The following is an 18,560-nucleotide window of genomic DNA, read 5'->3' as shown; positions in this document are numbered from 1 at the left end:
ACCGGGCGCATCGTGGTCATCTTTATTCAATTTCCGGCTCCACTGCGTCCCATATCAGCCGGGGATCGAACGACAGTGCGGCAAACATGGTCAGCACGACCACGGCGCCGAATGCGATCGCGCCGGGTCCCGCTTCAATACTTGCAAGCGAACCGAATTGCACGAGTGCGACCAGGACGGTAATGACGTAGATGTCGAGCATCGACCAGCGGCCGACGAACTCCACCAAGCGGTAGATACGCGTTCGCTGTCGTGGAATGAATGGAGAGCGCAACTGGGTGCTCCACGCGAGATAGGCCAAGGACAGGATTTTGAGCACTGGCACCACGATACTGGCGATGAAAACGATAGCTGCAAGCGACCACGATCCTGCGTTCCAGAGATAAACTACGCCGCTGAGAATCGTGTCGGACTGAGTCCCGAACAAGGTGCTGGTGACCATGACAGGCAGAAGAATGGCGGGGATATAAAGGACCATGGCGCCGAAAACGAACGCCCAGGTCCGTACGAGACTGTCGGGCTTGCGCCGATGCAGCGTGGCGTCACAGCGTGGGCAAATTCCGGCATGGACGTGGGCAAAGAGCGGCTTCGAGAGCAATCCGCAGTCGTGACAAACGAACAGACCGGCGCGCGCCGCGGTGTCTGCCGTGGCAGTTGCCTGTACCGCATATGACGCACCACGGTCGCTCTGTACGGAATCGATACGTGCCCAAATATCACGCGGATTAAACGTAACGGCCGCTGCCGCCAGCAGCAACATCACCACTCCGAATGCCCAGATCGCAACGCCAGGGACGACGGTTGCGATGTGCTGGAGCTTGACGAGCGCGACCAGCATGCCAAGCATGAGCACTTCGATCATGCCCCAGGGCGCAATGTGGCGCAGAACACGAAGGACAAGTTCGGGTCTTTGGGGAAGACCACCCATATGCAGCGGAACGAGCAGATAGATAACGGCCGCTATGTTCAGTGACGGCATCAACAGAGTAGTCACGAAGACGAGGCCCGCTATTGGCCACATGCCATCCACGTATAGGGACCAGGCTGCCCCAAAAAGCGTGGATTCAACGAGCGTTCCATTGACCCAAAGTCCGACGATGGGAAAGCAGTTGGCGAGCACAAAAAAAATTGCTGCAGCCGACGTGAACGCCAGTGCGCGGTCGAACCTGGCGGGCAAGCTTCGGTAAAGTGCTGCCCCGCATCGTCCGCAACGCGCGGTACCGCTCTCCGATAGCGGCGCTTCCCACTGGAGCAAATCACATTCGTGACAGGCTATTAACTTGGCTTCATTCATCTTTCGCATCCGCTTGGGGCAAAACACACGGTCCAAAAGCGCGCCCGCCATCCTCAAGCGCCTAATCGTCGTCCCGTGTACCGGCTCATTTAAGTTGCGCAACCAACGCATCAGCGCCCTTCTCTATACCCGTCTTCGACGCATTCAGCGCCCCGAAGCTCGCGCCGACGTTATAGGGGTTCGGGTATTGCTTTGTCACGTAAGCACTGAGGAGTTTGTCGTTCGACGCGTCGTAGATTTCAACGGCGTACATGACCGAACCTGTGAAGGCGCCTTCCTTGCCGCGGGCTGTTTGAACCACGTTGTAAATACCGCCGGAAAGATCAAAGCGCGTGAAGGGACCGAGAAAAGGAGTGGTGGTTGATGCACCTGTCAGAGTCAGCTTGACGCGCAACGTGCTCGAACCTGGAGCATTCGCCAGTTCGAAGCGAGTCCGTAGTTTTTCTTCAAACTTGGATTGCATGTAGCCGGCCAGCGCTTTTTTGTCTGAGTCACTCATGTCGCCAAACTGGTTATCGGCTGCTCGATACACGACCACCGGATCGACAATCACCTTCCTGTATTGCTGCCAATCCACCTGAGTCGAGAAACGATACGGCACACGACCAGACTTATCTTCCGGATCAGGCTTCAAATAGGATGACGACGTAATTCCAGAATACGCGACTGGCTGCACGCTTGAGCAGCCAACCACGGTTGCGCACATAGCGGCTAGCAACAGATGCCGCGCCTTGATTGACTTGACCATTCGGATCTCCGGTTTCGATGCTGCCCCAGTCGGTGTCCCGATCGGGTTCAGACATGACAGCTCATGTGAGGCGCAAGCGTAACACCACAAATTATCCATGTAAACCGACCAGGCGGTTTGTTTTATGAATAAATGGTGAAATGCATTGAGACATCGTCGCGATGATGTTTGCGTCAGAGAAAAGCTTCGATATGGGGCACACACACCCAGCCCATTTCTCGACACCTATGGATAATCACGACTCAGTGCCAGGAACGTTGCCATCATTGAACGAATCCGCACCGCGATTTTCCTTCTATGATGTCGTTCAGGCACTACGGGTTGCCCGTCGGAAACCAACCGCTCTTAGCGGATTAGATCCAGATCCGGGCAATTCCTGCCGGCGCTATACCGTGCAGCTACGCCGCACTCAAGCGCTTTGGTCGCTGTGGCTCGCGCTACGTGCTAAGCGCGCCGAACGCGGCTTTTTTTGACTTTGAGGTCTGGAGACAACGGCCATTTGTCCTCGTCAAGCAGGCGATCGAACAAACGTCCACGCTCTTTGTCGGAAAATGGACAGAGCCCCAAAAGAGCCGTCAATGCAAGGCCCCTGGCTGCTGACCAGCGTAACAATGCCAGCTCTGGGTCAAGTGCCTCGCCCTTGATATGTTTTATCCTTTTTAAGTCGCTCTCTCGAACCGTCGACAGAAGCTCAGGGTCCTCCACCAGGGCGGCAAGAATGGCAAGGGCGACCGAGTGCTGTTGGGTAGTGGATTCACGTGCTGTTGCAATCTGCGCTAACAGCGTGGCCTCAGGTTTGGCGTCGTCGATCGTAGCAAGGTAGCCCCGAAAAAAGCTCTCGAAATATTCGGTCTGGTGCTCAAGCAGCGCTTTCAAGACGCCCCCTTTCGTGTGGAACTGATGCATCAGCCCGCCCTTACTGATACCACTTTCGCGCGCGATGGCGTCAAATGTGAGACGACCCGGGCCATCACGGGCAATAATGGTGAACGCAGCCTGGATGGCCGATTTGCGTGAGCGTTCCGAACGCGTGGAATTGTCCATGGTTATCTCTCAAGAGCGGCTGCCAGGTCGTGCAGTCGCATAAAAGTGCGAAAGAGCATCGATTGCTCCTCAAGTGTTGTTGATCTTTACCTATGGAAGCGTGCGCGGGGCCGCCCCCATTTTTGATCGCCCCCAGCTTTCGTTGCACTTCCCTGTTACCGTCGGGCCGTCTTCAATGTCAGCCGCTCGCGACATCATCATGGCTTTGATGCGGAATTTCCCGCCCTCTTCGACATGTTGAGCTTGTGTAGGCTATGCTCTGGAGAATCGCCCTCGACCCACGGGTCGGCGTCCCCGGCGCTAGTGGAAGCGAACCACATGCTGCCCGGCGCCCCGAACATCCAGTTTCGGCGAACGACCCGTCACGCAGCTCCGCCATCCGTTCAGGAAACCGCGCGGAGGTCGAGCCGCCAGTGTTATCAAAACGAGCCGCGACTTCCCTGACATTTCCATTCGTTCACGCCACTTGGCGTTTTCTCAGGGAAATGATTGCGTGGGCAGATGACGAAGCCTGTCGAATAGGTGCCGTAGCGTAGCGCTTCACGTGAAGTTGTCGCGGATCATTTCTTCTGACGGTCGTGCGAACGGTTTGAACTTTCGCGACGCATCGAGGTTTTGGTCTTCGAACCCGGGACGGAACACGTACCCTTTTGTGTGCACCGTCTGAATCAATTTCGGAGCAGTTGGGTCCCGCTGGATCCTCTTGCGCAAACGATGCACCCAGAGGCCCACAGCAGCCAGTCGGTCAGGGCTATCGGGTCGGACACGCCGCGCAATGGACTCTTTCGAGAAGAGCCGGCCTGGCGCGGTCGTGAAGAGGTTCAGAATCGCATACTCGGTTTGCCGCAGGGGGACCACTTCGCCGCGGAACGTCAGCGTGCGCGATGCGTAATCCAGCTCGAAATCGCTAAAGCGGAACAGCGGCTTGCATATTGGGTCATGCAGGGAAAACTGTCCCGCGCGTTTCAGTACGACACGAACTCTCACCATCACTTCCTGAACATTGAACGGCTTGGAGATAAAATCGTCAGCACCACATTCGAGTGCCACGATGCGTTCCGTGGCCTCGCCTCCGTCGCCGAGCATGATGAGCGGCAAATCGTCGCCGCGGACTCGCAGCGTCTGCAGCGCGGCAAGACTACCGCCAGAGCCGGGTCCGCTCGCCAGGATAATCAGCGCTGGCCGCTCCATCTCGACGCGCGCCACCACCTTGCCCGGCTCATACAACACCGCCACATCGAAACCGCTTGACTGCAGGCAGGTGCGCAACGCGTCGCGACTCACGACATTGTCGTCGACCACGAGAATCAGTTGCTTCATGCATCGCTCCCTTTACGCCCATTTGCGAAGCCCAAATATGACGGATCATGTGAAACTTTAGCTTAACATCGCAAATATTTTCTGTAAACCGACCAGGCGGTTTTTTATTGTCCAATTCATTTCTGGGTGTAGACTAGCGGTCGACTCACTCTCGACTCGATCCGATGTAATCCTCATTCGATTCGTTTAATCGTCTCTTTTTTCACTGTTGCATGTCATGGTGCGCAGCCTCTTTCCAGAAAATAGATATCCGTCTAATGGCACTCCTGATCAGCCCACACGAGTATCAACCAGCTCTCGCTTTGCATCCGGTTTGCGCACTTTCCGGCACGCTGCTACCCGCGGGCTACACAAGCATCGCACCCACTTATTCGCGTCCGGATAAACCGCTTCGCCCTGCACCAAGAGTTCTTAACTTTGCCTAGCGACACCGACAAATTCGACGCCTGCAAATTCAGTTGACGCGAAGTGTTCGTCTATCGGCGTCTTTAATAAGTCACCGAGTCTGTCATCGAGCGCAATCGCGACCTACTGATGAGCTTGTAGTGCGAGTGGAGATATCCTCGGGCCATCCAGATGATTGGTATCGGTCGCGCGTACCTCCGCTGGCAAAGATCAACAACGCTTGAGCGGCAATTGACGCTCGCGAATACTTTTGATAGCTGCGTGAACTCACATGCCCCTTGAGAGAAATAATGGATAATCCCCCTTACTCGGAACGCTTCCGCAGAACGGCCATCCACGCGGCGCTTAATGTCATTACCCGCGATGGTCCAGGTCATCTCACGTTTGACGCCATCGCGCACGAAAGCGGTGTTAGCAAGGATAGACTGATGCATCAGTTCCGGACAAAAGAGAATTTGCTGAAAGCGTTGCTTGAGCACCAGACCGATTATTTCGAGAGCTTCTCCCGAGACTACCTGGTTGCTATCGGGTCCACCAAACCCGAGACCACGCTGTTAGCGCAGATTGCAACAGCGCGCGAATCCATTGCCCAGCCGCACTCCATCGTCTTGGCTATTTTCTCCGCCCTGGTGGAAGACCCTGAGCTTCTGTCCACGAATAGAGAGATCGATGCAAAAAATGTCGAACGTATCGAGGAGGAGGCCGCGGACCCGGAGCTATCGATGTTGCGGTGGACATCAGCCAGAGGCCTTGCCTTAATGACTCTCTTCGAACTTTGCCCACTCTCTGAAAAGGAGCGCGAGCGTTTGTTTGATCGCCTGCTTGACGAACAGCAGTGGCTATCTCCTTCCAGCACAAGCAAACAACACTCCGTAGGCTCACTCGAGAACCTCTCCCGAGGCCACTTAACCGCGATCGGTTCCGGTAGACCCGAAACCACCCTGCTGACGCAGATTGCGACAGTGCGCGAATCCATTGCTCATCCGTACCCAGCCGACTTCGCTATTTTTGCCGCATTGATGGACGATCCCGAGCTTCCGTCAATCAATCGAGAGATCAATGCAAAAAAGGTTGAACGTATGAAGGAGGAGGCGGCCGACCCTGAGCTAGCGGTGTTGCGGTGGGCAGCAGCCAGAGGCCTTGCATTGACGAATCTCTTCGACCTCTGCCCACTTTCCGAAAAGAAGCGCGGGCGTCTGTTCGATCGCCTGCTTGATGACTGCCAATGGCAATAATGAACAAAGGATACCTATATAATTTTATATAAATAATTGGTTATTTTTTTGACTCGCAGGTCGGAAATGCCGTGCTGCCCCACTCGAGCAGGCGAGCCCCGGTGAGCCGAAGCAGCACGAGCTAGCTCACGAGTAACTGGCTGCGTATTGCTGTGATTTCCATTGCAGCCGCCGGGACGAAGTAATCCGCTTCGTCTTCCTCGATTCACTCGAACTCGCCAGGGCGAAACTGTCCCTCACTAAATCGTCTTACTAATTTCACTTCTCCGACTACGAGTCGGGTCGGGTCAACGCTGGCTGATACACGACGTTGACCACTTAGCAGGTATCGCATGGCCGTATGACTCACACCAATGAGGCGCTAGGTTCCAGACGCGGTTCAACTGGCTTGTCGAAATACCGGGGCGTATTGTAGTAGTCGGCTACTAGTTATGCCTGCCGAAGGTGTTTTCTTTGGGATGAGCGTGCAAACCGAACTTGTACCTCGTCAACGGCAAGACTTTTGCGAAACAACGGCTTGGCGTTCCCGTATTGACATTCCGTCTGAAGACACAATTCCGAGTCATGTAGAAATTTTCATAGGCAACGTATGAACGAATCCGCACGCGACACCGCGACAGATGCGATTCTCAAAGAACTGAAACGGGAAAATGCTGCTCTTCGCCAGGACCGCGAAAATCTGGAGCGGTTGGTGGTCGAACGTGATGAACTCCTGCACCTGACCAGTTTTGCACTCAATCGGGTGCGCGAAGCCGCCTATCTACTCGATGAAACCGGCCGCTTTGTCTATGTCAACGAGGAGGCCTGCCGGACGCTGGGATACAGCAATACAGAACTGTTGCAGATGGGCGTGGGCGATATCGATCCGGACTGGACTGCCGATAGGTGGCACGAGGCATGGCCGACGCTGCGCGAGATGGGTTCGGTCGTCGTTGAAACCATGCACCGGCGCAAGGACGGCAGCCTGTTTCCCGTTCAGGTCAACGCCAGCCATTTCGAATACGGCGGTAAAGAATACAATCTGGCGCTCGCGCGCGATGTCACTGAGCGCAAGGCGGCGCAGCAGCGACTCTATGTGAGCGAGCAGGCCTTCCGCGCTATCGTGGAGCATTCGCCTGACTACATTGCCCGCCATGACCTCGAGTATCGCCGCGTATACGCAAACCCGGCGCTACTGAAGCTGATAGGCCACCCGGCCGGCGACGTGCTCGGCACGACGCCAGCTGAGCTATCTGCGCTCGTCGATGTTCGCGAATACATGGCCGCATTGCAGCGCGCGGTCGAGACAGGTACCGAAGTAACCAAGGAGGTGCGGTTGCGCAATGCCGAAGGCAGGATCCGGTGGGCGCATATGCGGATCGTTCCGGAGTTTGCGCCCGAGGGTAAGGTTGCCAGCGTGCTCGCCATCAGTCGCGACATGGACGAACTGAAGCGAAGCGAGCAGCTCTTTCGTACCCTGACCGAGAATTTTCCGGATTTCATTGCCCGGTTCGACCGCGACGGCCGGTATCTCTACGTCAACCCTGCCGTCACCAGGGCGTATGGCCTGCCGCAGGAGGCGTTGGTCGGCAAGCGGCCGAGCGAGCTTCCGACCATTGACGCGGACCAGACCGAGCGTATTGAACAGAGTATCCAGCGCGCGTTTCTGGAGGGACGACCGAACGAAAGTGAAACGCGATGGCAAACCGCCGTCCAGGACATCCGCATGCTCGAGGTGCGGCACGTTCCGGAAATGGACGCCGGAGGCAGCGTCGTCAGCGTGCTGAGCATCGGGCGCGACATCACGAGACTGAGGGCGACCGAATTGGCGTTGCGCGACAGCGAAGGGGCCTTTCGCACGCTTGCGGAGAATGCGCCGGATGCCATTGTCCGGTACGACCGGAACTGCCGCCGTACGTACGTCAATCCGGAATTCGTGCGCGTGACCGGCGCGACGGTCGAGAAGCTTTTAGGTGAACCTACGGACGTATTGGGTGCGGCGGACGAAGTAAACCGGCGGGTTGGGTTGCAACTCAAGGAGATCATGGAAAGCGGCGTTGCGGCCAAATTCGAAGTGAGCTGGACCCGGCACGGCAAGGCCAAGTGCTGGTATGCCCATGCTGTGCCCGAGTACAACGCGGATGGGGTAGTCCAGAGTGTGTTGACTATCTGGCGCGATATCACCGAGCGCAAGGAAACCGAGCAGCGCTTGCGCGAATCTTATGAGCTGCTGCGCGAACTCACCTCACGGCGCGAAACGGCACGCGAGGAAGAGCGCAAGCGTATCGCCCGCGAGATGCACGACGAACTCGGCCAGCACCTGACCGCGCTTCGCATGGGTGTCTCGACCCTGCGCCTGCGGTTCGGCCATGACACTCCGGACCTCGGCGAGTACGTCCAGAAAATACTGCTCCTGTCCGACAAAACGATGCAGGTGCTACGCAATGTCGTGACCTCGCTGCGTCCAGCGGCGCTCGACGCGGGTATCGCCGCGGCGCTCGAGTGGCTGGCTGCCGAATTTTCGCAGAAGGGCCAGACGACATGCCGCCTGAGCGTGCAGGAAGAAGGTCCGGAGCTTGCCGAGGAGCGGGCCATTGCGATCTTCCGGATCGTCCAGGAGGCGCTCACCAATATCACGCGACATGCCGATGCGCACGAGGTGTTCATTACGCTGGAGCAGACGAGGGACGATTGTCTGCTGGAAGTACGCGATGACGGCCGCGGATTTGATCCAGTGGCGGTCCCCAGGAAATCATTCGGGTTGGTGGGCATGAAGGAGCGCGTGTTGATGCTGGGCGGCGCGCTCGACGTCGCCAGCTCGCCGGGCCACGGCACCTCCATCAAGGTACGCGTGCCATTTGGTTAGGGCTGTTAGCTTGTCTTCAGCCTTGTTAGATTCGGCGCTGCGTCATGACCGGGGTGCCAGCGTTCGGAATCTACGGCACGACAGCTGCGAGGTGGCATCGATACAAATAAAAACAAATAAAATCGCCAAGTTATAACCAGCGACAAGAACCTGTGGCATCTGCGGCTCTTGATTTTTAGATCGTCGACGATCTGCCCATACGATGAAGCGCGCGGGGCAGCCGAACGATATTGCGTGCGCGGTGGCCTATCTCGTCTCCGAAGAGGCCGGTTGCGTGACCGGGCAGACGCTCAGCGTCAACGGCAGACGCTACCTTTTCTGACGGAAAAGGTAGCCGGGGCCGCCCTTAGATGTTCAGTCCCGGCTTCTCGAAGCTGACGCCTCCTACACCGGCGTCTCCACCAATTGCGATCCGATTGTGTTTGCAAGGACTCGTCACGAGAGTCAAGACCACGGTTCGATTTTTTCGACGCTCGCAGATACTGGATGCGCACCTGCGGGTGGACCTGTTGGTGTATATTGCCAAACCGGCTTGATAGCGGATGCCGGCTGTACTTGCCTTACAGAAGCGCGTGCGCACGATATGGCGCTGCGTGACCTGAACTACAATCAACCCTGGCTTCCAGCCCGCACCCCCGATACGAATTGACTGCTACTGCGTCGCTGGTTGTTTGGTGATCTATCGCGCCACGACGATAGGCTTCTGAGTTCGCAGCATGTTCTTGGGCATTGATCTTGGCACGTCCGAGTTGAAGGTCTTGCTGCTCTCCAGCGACGGTTTGATCGTTGGGGCCGCACGTCATCCGTTGGACATATCTCGCCCAAGGCCCCGATGGTCAGAACAAGATCCGGAGGACTGGTGGCGAGCCGCGCACACTGCTCTATCCGCGCTACGTGAGAAATATCCGGACGCGTATGCGCGTATCCAAGCCATTGGTCTTTCCGGTCAGATGCACGGCGCCGTTCTCCTTGATGCCAATGACCGGCCGCTGCGCCCCGCGATTCTGTGGAACGATATGCGCAGCGTCAGTGAATGCGATGAACTAACGGCGCGTGCACCAAGGCTGCATGAAATTGCGGGCAATTGCGCAATGCCAGGCCTCACGGCGCCCAAGCTCCTGTGGATTGCACGACATGAGCCGGACCACTTCAAAAAAATAGCGTGCGTCCTGCTGCCGAAAGACTATCTGCGTCTGCGTCTGACCGGCATAAAGCTCACAGACCCATCAGACGCGTCGGGTACCCTCTGGCTCAACGTCGCGCGCCGCGAGTGGTCTGAGGAGCTCCTACAGGCGTGCAACATGACACACATGCAGGTACCCCCTATTAAAGAAGGGAGCCAACCATCCGGCCTGCTGCGCTCCAGCGTCGCCAGCGAACTTGGCCTGCCCGCTAATGTGATTGTTGCTGTGGGCGGTGGCGATACCGCGACGAGTGCGTTGGGCGTGGGAGCAGCCGAGCCCGGTGATGGATTTCTTTCGCTCGGTACATCGGGTGTCCTATCGGTCGTCACCGATCAGTTCCGGCCGAGCCCGCATCTAGGTGTTCACGCGCTGTGCCACGCGATTCCGGACAGGTGGCACCGGACGAGCGTCGTATTGTCGGCAGCCAGCTGCGTCCGCTGGCTATGCAAACTCACTTCCGTCGACGAAGCAACTTTGCTGGGTGAGGTCGCGAGAGTCGGTGCCGACCGCCGCGCGAATGCCCCATTGTTCCTGCCATACCTTTCCGGCGAGCGAACACCGCACAACGACCCGTACGCGCAAGGCGTGTTTTTCGGACTTGTGGATTCAAGCGATCGCGCGACACTCGCATATTCAGTGCTTGAGGGCGTCACGTTTGCGGTGCGGGACGGACTCGATGCCCTGCGTGCGGACGGTACCCTTGGAAGCACGCTCACCCTTGTTGGCGGAGGCGCACGCAGTGCGCACTGGGCACAGTTGGTCGCTGATACCCTCGGGATACCGATACGCGTGCCGTCAAATGCTCAGTCCGTCGCTGCACTTGGAGCCGCGCGCCTCGGATGGCTCGCGGGTGGCGGCGATTTCTCGGTCGTAATCCACAAGCCGCCGGTATACGACGAATTCATTCCTGACGCCGAGCGGCGCTCGACACTATCGACGCGGTTGGAATCGTTCAGGAGCCTGTACGCTCGATTGCACCCACTTTTCGACGCGCGCGGAAACAATCGCCGCTGAACTGTTAGGCACCCTAAGCACGGATTGGGCTGTCACGCATTACGCTTCTACACTGGTCGAGAACGCGCCTCCTATTCCGTTGAAGCTGCGCTCTCGGCCGTCACGAGAGCGTTTGCTGGAACCCCCAACGCCCGACCTGCATAGTTGAGGCCTTTGCGGCGGAGGTCGCTCTCCAATGCGAGGCCCTGGTAACAGTCGCAGCGGCGCTCAGATACCGACTACACCACGCACACCTCTCCGGGTTTTCCCCTTTAGAAATCGCCTTGACATCGCTTCTTCCGTAATCGATCATTATTCAACGCCAGAGCAAATGATCTGTAAATGAACATTTGATCGGATATTTCCGAATAGATACATGCGTAAAACTGCAAGACCAGGTAGCGATTATTAGGGAATCACTTCGGCCCCGCCCGGGCCAGTTAAGTCCGGGATTAGATCCCTGCAAGGACGTCCAACCAAGAAGGACGGTTAGCATGACAAGAGAATTGGAAGGCAAAGTCGCCGTTGTAACGGGGGCTGCATCTGGCATTGGGCTGGCTAGCACCGATGCGCTGTTGGCGGCCGGCGCTCGCGTGGTACTGGTCGACCGCGACGACGCAGCACTGGCGGCAGTTTGCAGTGAACGCGGCGATGCGGCGATTCCGCTGGTCATCGATCTGCTCGACCCGAAGGCCTGCGCGACGCTCGCAACACGCGTCCTTGAGATGGCGGGTCAAATCGACATCCTGCATGCCAATGCAGGCACTTACGTAGGCGGCGATCTGGTCGACGCCGACACAGCGGCGATCGACCGGATGTTGAACCTCAACGTCAACGTCGTGATGAAGAACGTCCACGACGTCTTGCCCCACATGATCGGGAGACGGACCGGCGACATTATCGTGACGAGTTCCTTGGCTGCCCACTTTCCGACTCCATGGGAGCCGGTCTATGCGTCGTCCAAATGGGCGATAAACTGCTTTGTTCAGACCGTGCGACGTCAGGTCTTCAAACACGGAATCCGCGTCGGCTCCGTCTCGCCCGGCCCAGTCATTAGCGCCCTGCTCGCCGACTGGCCGGAGGAGAAACTGAGAGAGGCCAAAGAATCCGGCAGCCTGCTCGAGGCTAGCGAAGTAGCCGAAGTCGTCATGTTCATGCTGACGCGGCAACGCGGCATGACCATTCGCGATGTGATCCTGATGCCCACCAATTTCGACCTCTAGAGGAAGATCGGATTCGTCGCCGGACTGCGTGATGATGCGCGCCGCCGACCTTCGACCAGCCAATTGATCGTATTGCCAGACCGGAGAGGGCTTTCCGCCGCTCATAGGCCCTCTCGCGAAACGCACGCACCCGTCCACCAACCGTCGAAAAAGACATGCTCCAAGGAACTGATTTTTGGATTTTTAAATCGGCTCGATTTGCGAAGCGTTGGCACATCTGAATCACGCTCCCCGCTAAGCGGCACGAAATCGCAGCGACCTCGATAGACGCTAAGCACCGTCTTCGATTTATTACGAATCAATTTTGACCGTTTCGGCTGGATAAGTGTTTTCCCGAATTATCGATTGATCCGCGTTTTGCGGCAGTTTTCATTTCATGTATCCCGATCACGTGCCGATAAACCCGTTGAGTCCGGCGTTCATTCGAAGCCAGTGCGGTCATATTAATAACTCATAGAGGCACGCGTGCGCTCATTTTTTTCTCTGACCCGACTGACTGTCTTGAGCCAGTTGACGGTGGGATTTTCGATTATTGTCGCGTTGCTGGCAGGCCTCGGTGCGCTTTCTCTCTATGAGGTCAGCGCCGAAAACACCATTGTCTCGGTCATGCGCGAAGACGGCTTGCCGTCAGTGCGAACCGGCCTGCAAATGGAAGCCGCGTTGCGCGAAATCGCGCTGGCGGAATTCCTCGCAATGAACGCCAACACGCCCGTCGATACGCAGCAGGCAGGTGCGCGGATCGAGGGCGGTATCGCCGACTTCCAGCATGCCGCAATCGAATTCGCGGGACTGAATACCGTGGCGGGCGCCAAGACGGCGTTCGCAGACATCCAGCGCCTGTTCCCGCAATACGTCGATATCGACAAGAAAGTGCGCGACCTGTTGCAGGACGGAAACCAGGCCGATGCCATGCAGTTGCTGATGGGCCCCGCGCTGAAGATCCGCGCGTCAATTGAGTCGCACACCAAGAGCATCGTGGACGCCAACGTGACGGAAGCAGCTCGCGAAGGCCAGTCCGCAAGCAGAGCCTATGCGCACACCATGGCCATGGTGATCGGCTTTGTCGTGTGCGCGGGTGCGCTGGCTTTTGCAGTCGCGCTGGTGATCGCACGAGGACTCGGGGGGCAACTGGGTGGCGAGCCACGGACAGCCACGGCGCTTGCCCGGCGCATTGCCGCTGGCGACCTTTGTGTGCCAGTGCAGTTGAAGCGTGGCGACAGCACGAGTCTGATGTTCTGTCTCGACGCGATGCGCACGCAACTGACGACCGTCATTCGCGGCATCAAGCATTCGAGCGAATCGATCTCGGTAGCCGCAGCCGAAATTGCGCAGGGCAACCTCGATTTGTCGCAACGCACGGAGAAGCAGGCAGCCTCGCTGCAAGGCACGGCGTCAAGCATGGAACAATTGACTGCCACCGTCCAGCAGAACGCCGATAACGCCAAGCAGTCCGTGACATTGGCCAATTCGGCGTCGACAAACGCCAAGGCGGGCGGTGACCAAGTGCAACAGATAATCTCGACTATGCACGGTATATCGGAAAGTTCAAGCAAGGTTTCGCAGATCATCGGCGTTATCGAGGGCATTGCATTCCAGACCAATATCCTTGCATTGAACGCGGCGGTCGAAGCGGCGCGCGCAGGCGAGGAAGGCCGGGGCTTTGCAGTAGTAGCAAGTGAAGTGCGCGCGCTTGCGCAGCGCAGTTCGACGGCTGCCAAGGAGATCAAGAACTTGATCGGCGAGTCCGCGAGCCGGGTGGAAGCCGGATCGCGACTGGTGGAACACGCGGGCGGAACGATCGCTGAAGTCGTGGTCTCGGTGAAGCGGGTGACCGACATCATGAGCGAAGTATCGTCGGCTTCGAACGAGCAGAGCACCGGTATCGCGCAGGTGAACCAAGCGTTGATCCGCATGGATGAAGCCACACAACAGAATGCGGCGCTGGTCGAACAAGCGGCGGCGGCAGCTCAATCCATGGCGCAACAGGCGCAGGCGCTGATGGACGCGGTGTCCGTATTCAAGGTCGATGACAACCGGCACACGTTGCGGGATGCGCTCATCTAAGCATTAGGCCGGTCACGGCCTCCCACGCCTGAAAGGCCTAAGTGCATGCCGAACGATTCTGTTGCACGTTCCCGTTTTAGCCGCGGTGCATCAACAGGTTGGCTACCTGATTGTGGACCGACATAAATTGCAGCGGAACGCGCTGATTTGAATGCGCGCATCACCTTCTCCCCTTCCCGCATCGGCTGATGAGGGCCCACGTGGTGATCAACGGGGCGGAGCCGCTCGCTCAAGTGCACCGATCTGTTGTTGTTCAGTCCATTGCCGGGCGACAGTTTTTTGCATAAATAAAGCTAGGCTTAGCGAAACAAGGAGGAAATGCCCTTCGCACACGCCTCAAACGCAGCCAGATGCTCGACCGCTTGAGGTTGCGCGGGTCAGGTTCACACGATGAGTTCTGCTGGCAGCAACCGCGCAAAATCTACAGCGAATGGCGATTCGACTCATGTCTGGAGGTGACAACATGGAGATTGCGAATGCATGACAAGCGAGGCACTCGCAGCTTCTATCAAATTCCCATGTTTTGCTGACGATGCGAAGCCAACGTTAAAGCACAGGACTTTATTGTCGCGCTTGAAAACAAGTGTTTTTCAACAGCCTCGGCAGGTTCTTCCCCGTCGCTGACACGGCAGTATAGAATCCGTCGAGGCCATTCGAGGTGAGCGCGACTGAACAACAAATCCATCTGCGTCAACGAAGCTTTGCGGATTTGGATCACGAGCCCCGCTTTTTTGCATTTTCCGTGGTACGCGCTGATGCGCCGGTGGCACTCCTCCCGCGGAAATCCCGTCAGTTCAAGGAGTCGACCATATATTAAATGATTTCTTTATAGATCATATCCGCTCAACTCAGCGTTTTTACTGTCGGATGAACGATCTCTCGTATCGTCTCGCGCGTAGGAACCCTACGGTTCCATGTACCCGCGGTCCAAAGATCCGGCACTACACCACCGGGGAAGGTGGTCGAAGAGCGTTGATTTCGCTAACTCCGCCGATGTCCGACATCGCCGAGTCCTTTCTCATTTCGTTGATAACGGTCCGTATGTTCACGTGGAGTCACAATACGTCGGAGCATGCTTTTCAGAAAACCAACCTCTTCCCGGCTGAATCCTATTAGTGCGATGTTGTGAGCCCGTGTGTAAATAGCCGGTAGCTGTGACGCTATCTGAGAACCTTCATCGGTGAGTGTGACGATCACCACGCGTCGGTCGTCGTAGCAACGAGCCTGAGAAAGCAGACCACGCCTTTTCAGCCGTTCCAGCAAACGCGTCATCGCGCTCGGGTCATTACCATATCGACTTGCTAGGGCGGTCACGGAACGATCGTCGTGATAAGTCGACTCCATCAGCAACAGCAAGACGCCAGCTTGCGCACAAGTAATCCCAAGCTTTCCTAAGGTTTCTCGATTGATCAAATCAGTAATCACCGAGCGGGCCCCCGCAACGAGTTGATCAATACTATTGTCTAGTTTGGGCTCGTTCAATTTTTAATCAGCGAACGCCGGACCGCATCGGATATATGTACGCAATCTTTCGCCGACTAAAGCAGCCCGTTCGCTGCGGGACTTTCGCGCTGTGGACGAAGATTCCAATGCATCGTTGGCTCGAGGGGCCGTCTTGAATCGAAACGACTCGCGCAACGGCTCAGAACGCATGACGAATTCCAACCGCGCCTGCGATCTGGCCGCCACCGGCTGCAGGATTCGTTCCGCCACCGCCAGAACTTGCGGTGTAACGCGCTTTAGCACTGTTTGTGAGATATGCGCCCTCTATGTAGACATCCGTCGCTTTCGACAAGAAATAGGAGGCGCGAAGCGTACCCATAGTGCCGCGCGCGTCTTGCTGGGCCGTAATTATCCGATACACTTCGCCAAGCACAATGCAGGCCGGCGTGACCTGATAGGTTGCGCCGATGTAGAAGATGTTTGATCGCACGTCCGGGATCGCAGGCGAAACAGTCTCAACCCGCCGGCCAAGCCAGCCCGATCCGATCTTGATGTCTCCAATCTTAACGTAGCCGTTCAACTGGATCCGAGTATCCTTGTTGCCGCTCGAACCAATCGGCAGCGGCGCTGCGCCGTCAAAGAAATTGGCAGCCGCATTGCTGCCTCCACGTTGCTCGTCATAAGCCGTTGCGATCCCGAACATGGGCGCGTCGTACTTCACCATTGCGCTCCATTGCCGACACTCCAACCAGTTGCCGGCCATCTGGCCGGCACAGGTGCCTTGTCCGGGCGAGTTACCGGTGCCGGCGGAGTCCCGGCCAAACGAGTACGTTGCTCCCAATGTTAAACCACCAAATGTGCCCTTGTAACCGACACTATTGTCGCTACGCGCGTTTGCAAGGTAGGCGTCGAGTGAAGCAATCCCGTACAATTCCGGCCCGACGACGTCAGCATCGTACAACGCCCACACCGTCATCGTGTACAGGCGACCAAACGAAACCGTCCCCCAAGGACCTTGCAGACCAACCCAAGCTTGTCGCCCAAATAGCCTGCCGCCCTGCCCGATATCCCCGCCCCGAACGTTAAAACCGCTTTCGAGTTGAAAGACCGCTTTCAAACCACTACCGAGATCCTCGCTTCCGCGGAATCCCCAGCGCGAGGGCGCCTCACCGGTGATACCTGGCATGCGAACCACCGCGTCGCCTGACGCGTTTGCATGCGAAACGTATTCAACTCCTGTGTCCACAATCCCATAGAGGGTGACTGCGCTCTGTGCGAGCGTCGATGCGTTGTAGAATGCAAGTCCAATTAAAAAGAGCTTTGAAAGTCTCACTTAGCCTCCGTCCGTATCTGATTATTATTTATTGATATGATTGGTTGTTAGAATTTACTTAACCACCTAGAACCTCAGGTATGAAAAAGACAATCCATGGACACTAAGAAACAACGAAGGTGGCTGAGCCGCAATTTAGGACCCAGTTCCGCACGATCAGGATGCGACAATACTTGACACGCGTCCTTTTGACTCCCCAATATAATAGTAGTCCTTTCTTTTTATCAATCAGGATCGCCCTAAGGCGCAGTCGTTATGATAAGCGTCCTGATGTTTCGCCAATGGAGTGTCAATCTGTTTAGAGATTATTCTAGCTCCATCCCGCACAACCTCGAAAATATAATAGTTTTGGATCGGCATGTTGTTATTATTAAATGAGAAAGGCCCACGTACTGATTGCAGATCGTTCGCCGACAACTTCACGGCGTCCGTAAAACCCTTTTTGTCTTTGGTATTTCCGTGAACACGTTGCACCGCTGCATCTAATAGATTCGCCGCGTCATAGCCCGTGGCGGCGTAGTACGTCGGTGCTCGCTTATATTTCTTCTGGAATGCCGCGACGAATTTTATGTTCGCAGCATTCTGCAAGCTAGCGTCCCACATCGTAGCTACGACTGCACCTACGGCAGCGTCTCCCAGAGCAGGCATCGTGGTTTCGTCCACAGTAAAGACGGAAAACATCGGTAGCTTTCCGAGGAGACCGAATTGCCCAAGTTGTTTCATAAAATTGATTCCCATTCCACCTGGGTAGAAAACAAACAGGGCATCAGGCTTGGTTGCCTGAATTTGTGAAATCTCTGCCGAATAATCAGTTTGATTGACTTGCGTGTAGACCTCTCCAATGGCCTCTTTGCCATAGAACCGCTTAAATCCGGCTAGCATATCCTTGCCGGCCTGGTAATTCGGCGCCAGCAAGTACACCCGTTTATAGCCCTTTTCCTTAACGAACTTACCCATTGCTTCGGCGGGTCCGTCTGACTGCCACGCGTCCACGAAAATATTCGCGACACAGTTCGATCCGGCCAGTGCGGCCGGCCCCGCGTTGGTTGCAATGGCGACCGTCCCTGACTCTGCAATCCGTCGTGAACTCGCTAGTAGCACATTCGTAAAGCTCAAGCCAACAATGGCATCCACTCTTTCCTTTTCGATGAACTTTCGTACGATCTGGCTCCCCAGATCAGCTTTCACCTGGTCGTCCTCCGTTAGCACGGTAACGGGCTGCCCGCCGAGCTTGGCCCCCAACAGCTCTAGCCCAAGCATAAAACCGTCTATCTGATCTTGCCCCACAATGGCTTGTGGCCCAGATAACGGCGCCATAAAGCCAATTTTCACCTCTGCGGATACTGCCGCACTTCCGCATGTGATCGCCGCCATGACCAACTTAGCGACTAGTCTCCGTACTTTCATCGTTTTCTCGTAGTTAGCAGTC

Annotated in this window: 12 protein-coding genes and 1 pseudogene; 6 read left to right on the top strand and 7 right to left on the bottom strand. The window is 56.6% G+C overall.

All coding sequences use genetic code 11. The features are described 5' to 3' along the window. Nucleotides 1-22 precede the first annotated feature (22 nt). The 4 genes from ACSOSP_RS18590 to ACSOSP_RS18575 form a co-directional block, all read right to left on the bottom strand. On the bottom strand, nt 23-1,294 hold the full coding sequence (locus ACSOSP_RS18590) for a paraquat-inducible protein A (protein WP_455308759.1): 1,272 nt from the start codon (nt 1,292-1,294) through the stop codon (nt 23-25). Nucleotides 1,295-1,379: 85 nt separating this feature from the next. Next, complete coding sequence (locus ACSOSP_RS18585) at nt 1,380-2,042, bottom strand: DUF3313 domain-containing protein (RefSeq protein ID WP_455308758.1); 663 nt, start codon at nt 2,040-2,042, stop codon at nt 1,380-1,382. Nucleotides 2,043-2,486: 444 nt separating this feature from the next. Further along, nucleotides 2,487-3,086 (bottom strand): TetR/AcrR family transcriptional regulator, encoded by a 600-nt coding sequence (locus ACSOSP_RS18580; RefSeq protein ID WP_455308757.1) that lies wholly within the window; start codon nt 3,084-3,086, stop codon nt 2,487-2,489. A gap of 540 nt (nt 3,087-3,626) precedes the next feature. Further along, nucleotides 3,627-4,406: a response regulator transcription factor gene (locus tag ACSOSP_RS18575; RefSeq protein WP_455308756.1), complete on the bottom strand. Its 780-nt coding sequence runs from the start codon at nt 4,404-4,406 to the stop codon at nt 3,627-3,629. A 695-nt stretch (nt 4,407-5,101) separates the two neighbouring features. Here ACSOSP_RS18575 and ACSOSP_RS18570 point away from each other — a divergent pair. The 6 genes and pseudogenes from ACSOSP_RS18570 to ACSOSP_RS18545 all read left to right on the top strand — a co-directional run bounded on the left by ACSOSP_RS18570 (nt 5,102) and on the right by ACSOSP_RS18545 (nt 14,355). Continuing rightward, nucleotides 5,102-6,046, top strand: coding sequence for a TetR/AcrR family transcriptional regulator (locus tag ACSOSP_RS18570; protein ID WP_455308755.1), 945 nt, complete (start codon nt 5,102-5,104; stop codon nt 6,044-6,046). A 589-nt stretch (nt 6,047-6,635) separates the two neighbouring features. Continuing rightward, nucleotides 6,636-8,891 carry a PAS domain-containing sensor histidine kinase gene (locus tag ACSOSP_RS18565; protein WP_455308754.1) on the top strand — a complete coding sequence of 752 codons (2,256 nt, stop codon included), beginning with the start codon at nt 6,636-6,638 and terminating at the stop codon, nt 8,889-8,891. Nucleotides 8,892-9,078: 187 nt separating this feature from the next. Continuing rightward, nucleotides 9,079-9,213: pseudogene (locus ACSOSP_RS18560) on the top strand (SDR family oxidoreductase); the annotation flags it as partial. Nucleotides 9,214-9,607: 394 nt separating this feature from the next. Beyond that, nucleotides 9,608-11,089 (top strand): xylulokinase, encoded by a 1,482-nt coding sequence (xylB, locus tag ACSOSP_RS18555; RefSeq protein WP_455308753.1) that lies wholly within the window; start codon nt 9,608-9,610, stop codon nt 11,087-11,089. 473 nt (nt 11,090-11,562) lie between these two features. Further along, nucleotides 11,563-12,291: an SDR family oxidoreductase gene (locus ACSOSP_RS18550; RefSeq protein WP_455308752.1), complete on the top strand. Its 729-nt coding sequence runs from the start codon at nt 11,563-11,565 to the stop codon at nt 12,289-12,291. Nucleotides 12,292-12,792: 501 nt separating this feature from the next. Further along, on the top strand, nt 12,793-14,355 hold the full coding sequence (locus tag ACSOSP_RS18545) for a methyl-accepting chemotaxis protein (RefSeq protein WP_455308751.1): 1,563 nt from the start codon (nt 12,793-12,795) through the stop codon (nt 14,353-14,355). A 981-nt stretch (nt 14,356-15,336) separates the two neighbouring features. Here ACSOSP_RS18545 and ACSOSP_RS18540 read toward each other — a convergent pair. The 3 genes from ACSOSP_RS18540 to ACSOSP_RS18530 form a co-directional block, all read right to left on the bottom strand. Next, on the bottom strand, nt 15,337-15,837 hold the full coding sequence (locus ACSOSP_RS18540) for a MarR family winged helix-turn-helix transcriptional regulator (protein ID WP_455308750.1): 501 nt from the start codon (nt 15,835-15,837) through the stop codon (nt 15,337-15,339). A gap of 160 nt (nt 15,838-15,997) precedes the next feature. Next, a complete protein-coding gene (locus tag ACSOSP_RS18535) occupies nt 15,998-17,131 on the bottom strand; it encodes a porin (RefSeq protein WP_455308749.1) in 1,134 nt (377 codons plus the stop codon). A gap of 228 nt (nt 17,132-17,359) precedes the next feature. Then, nucleotides 17,360-18,538, bottom strand: coding sequence for an ABC transporter substrate-binding protein (locus ACSOSP_RS18530; RefSeq protein WP_455308748.1), 1,179 nt, complete (start codon nt 18,536-18,538; stop codon nt 17,360-17,362). Nucleotides 18,539-18,560: the final 22 nt, after the last annotated feature.

It is taken from the genome of Caballeronia sp. KNU42, assembly GCF_053760385.1.
The sequence above is the reverse complement of the archived record's forward strand: the minus strand, read 5'-3'. Positions and strand labels throughout refer to the sequence as shown.

What these genes read in the sequence shown, in the direction of transcription:
- ACSOSP_RS18590 (WP_455308759.1), bottom strand. Translation starts at nt 1,294, where the DNA reads ATGAATGAAGCCAAGTTAATAGCCTGTCACGAATGTGATTTGCTCCAG.
- ACSOSP_RS18585 (WP_455308758.1), bottom strand. Translation starts at nt 2,042, where the DNA reads ATGGTCAAGTCAATCAAGGCGCGGCATCTGTTGCTAGCCGCTATGTGC.
- ACSOSP_RS18580 (WP_455308757.1), bottom strand. Translation starts at nt 3,086, where the DNA reads ATGGACAATTCCACGCGTTCGGAACGCTCACGCAAATCGGCCATCCAG.
- ACSOSP_RS18575 (WP_455308756.1), bottom strand. Translation starts at nt 4,406, where the DNA reads ATGAAGCAACTGATTCTCGTGGTCGACGACAATGTCGTGAGTCGCGAC.
- ACSOSP_RS18570 (WP_455308755.1), top strand. Translation starts at nt 5,102, where the DNA reads ATGGATAATCCCCCTTACTCGGAACGCTTCCGCAGAACGGCCATCCAC.
- ACSOSP_RS18565 (WP_455308754.1), top strand. Translation starts at nt 6,636, where the DNA reads ATGAACGAATCCGCACGCGACACCGCGACAGATGCGATTCTCAAAGAA.
- xylB (WP_455308753.1), top strand. Translation starts at nt 9,608, where the DNA reads ATGTTCTTGGGCATTGATCTTGGCACGTCCGAGTTGAAGGTCTTGCTG.
- ACSOSP_RS18550 (WP_455308752.1), top strand. Translation starts at nt 11,563, where the DNA reads ATGACAAGAGAATTGGAAGGCAAAGTCGCCGTTGTAACGGGGGCTGCA.
- ACSOSP_RS18530 (WP_455308748.1), bottom strand. Translation starts at nt 18,538, where the DNA reads ATGAAAGTACGGAGACTAGTCGCTAAGTTGGTCATGGCGGCGATCACA.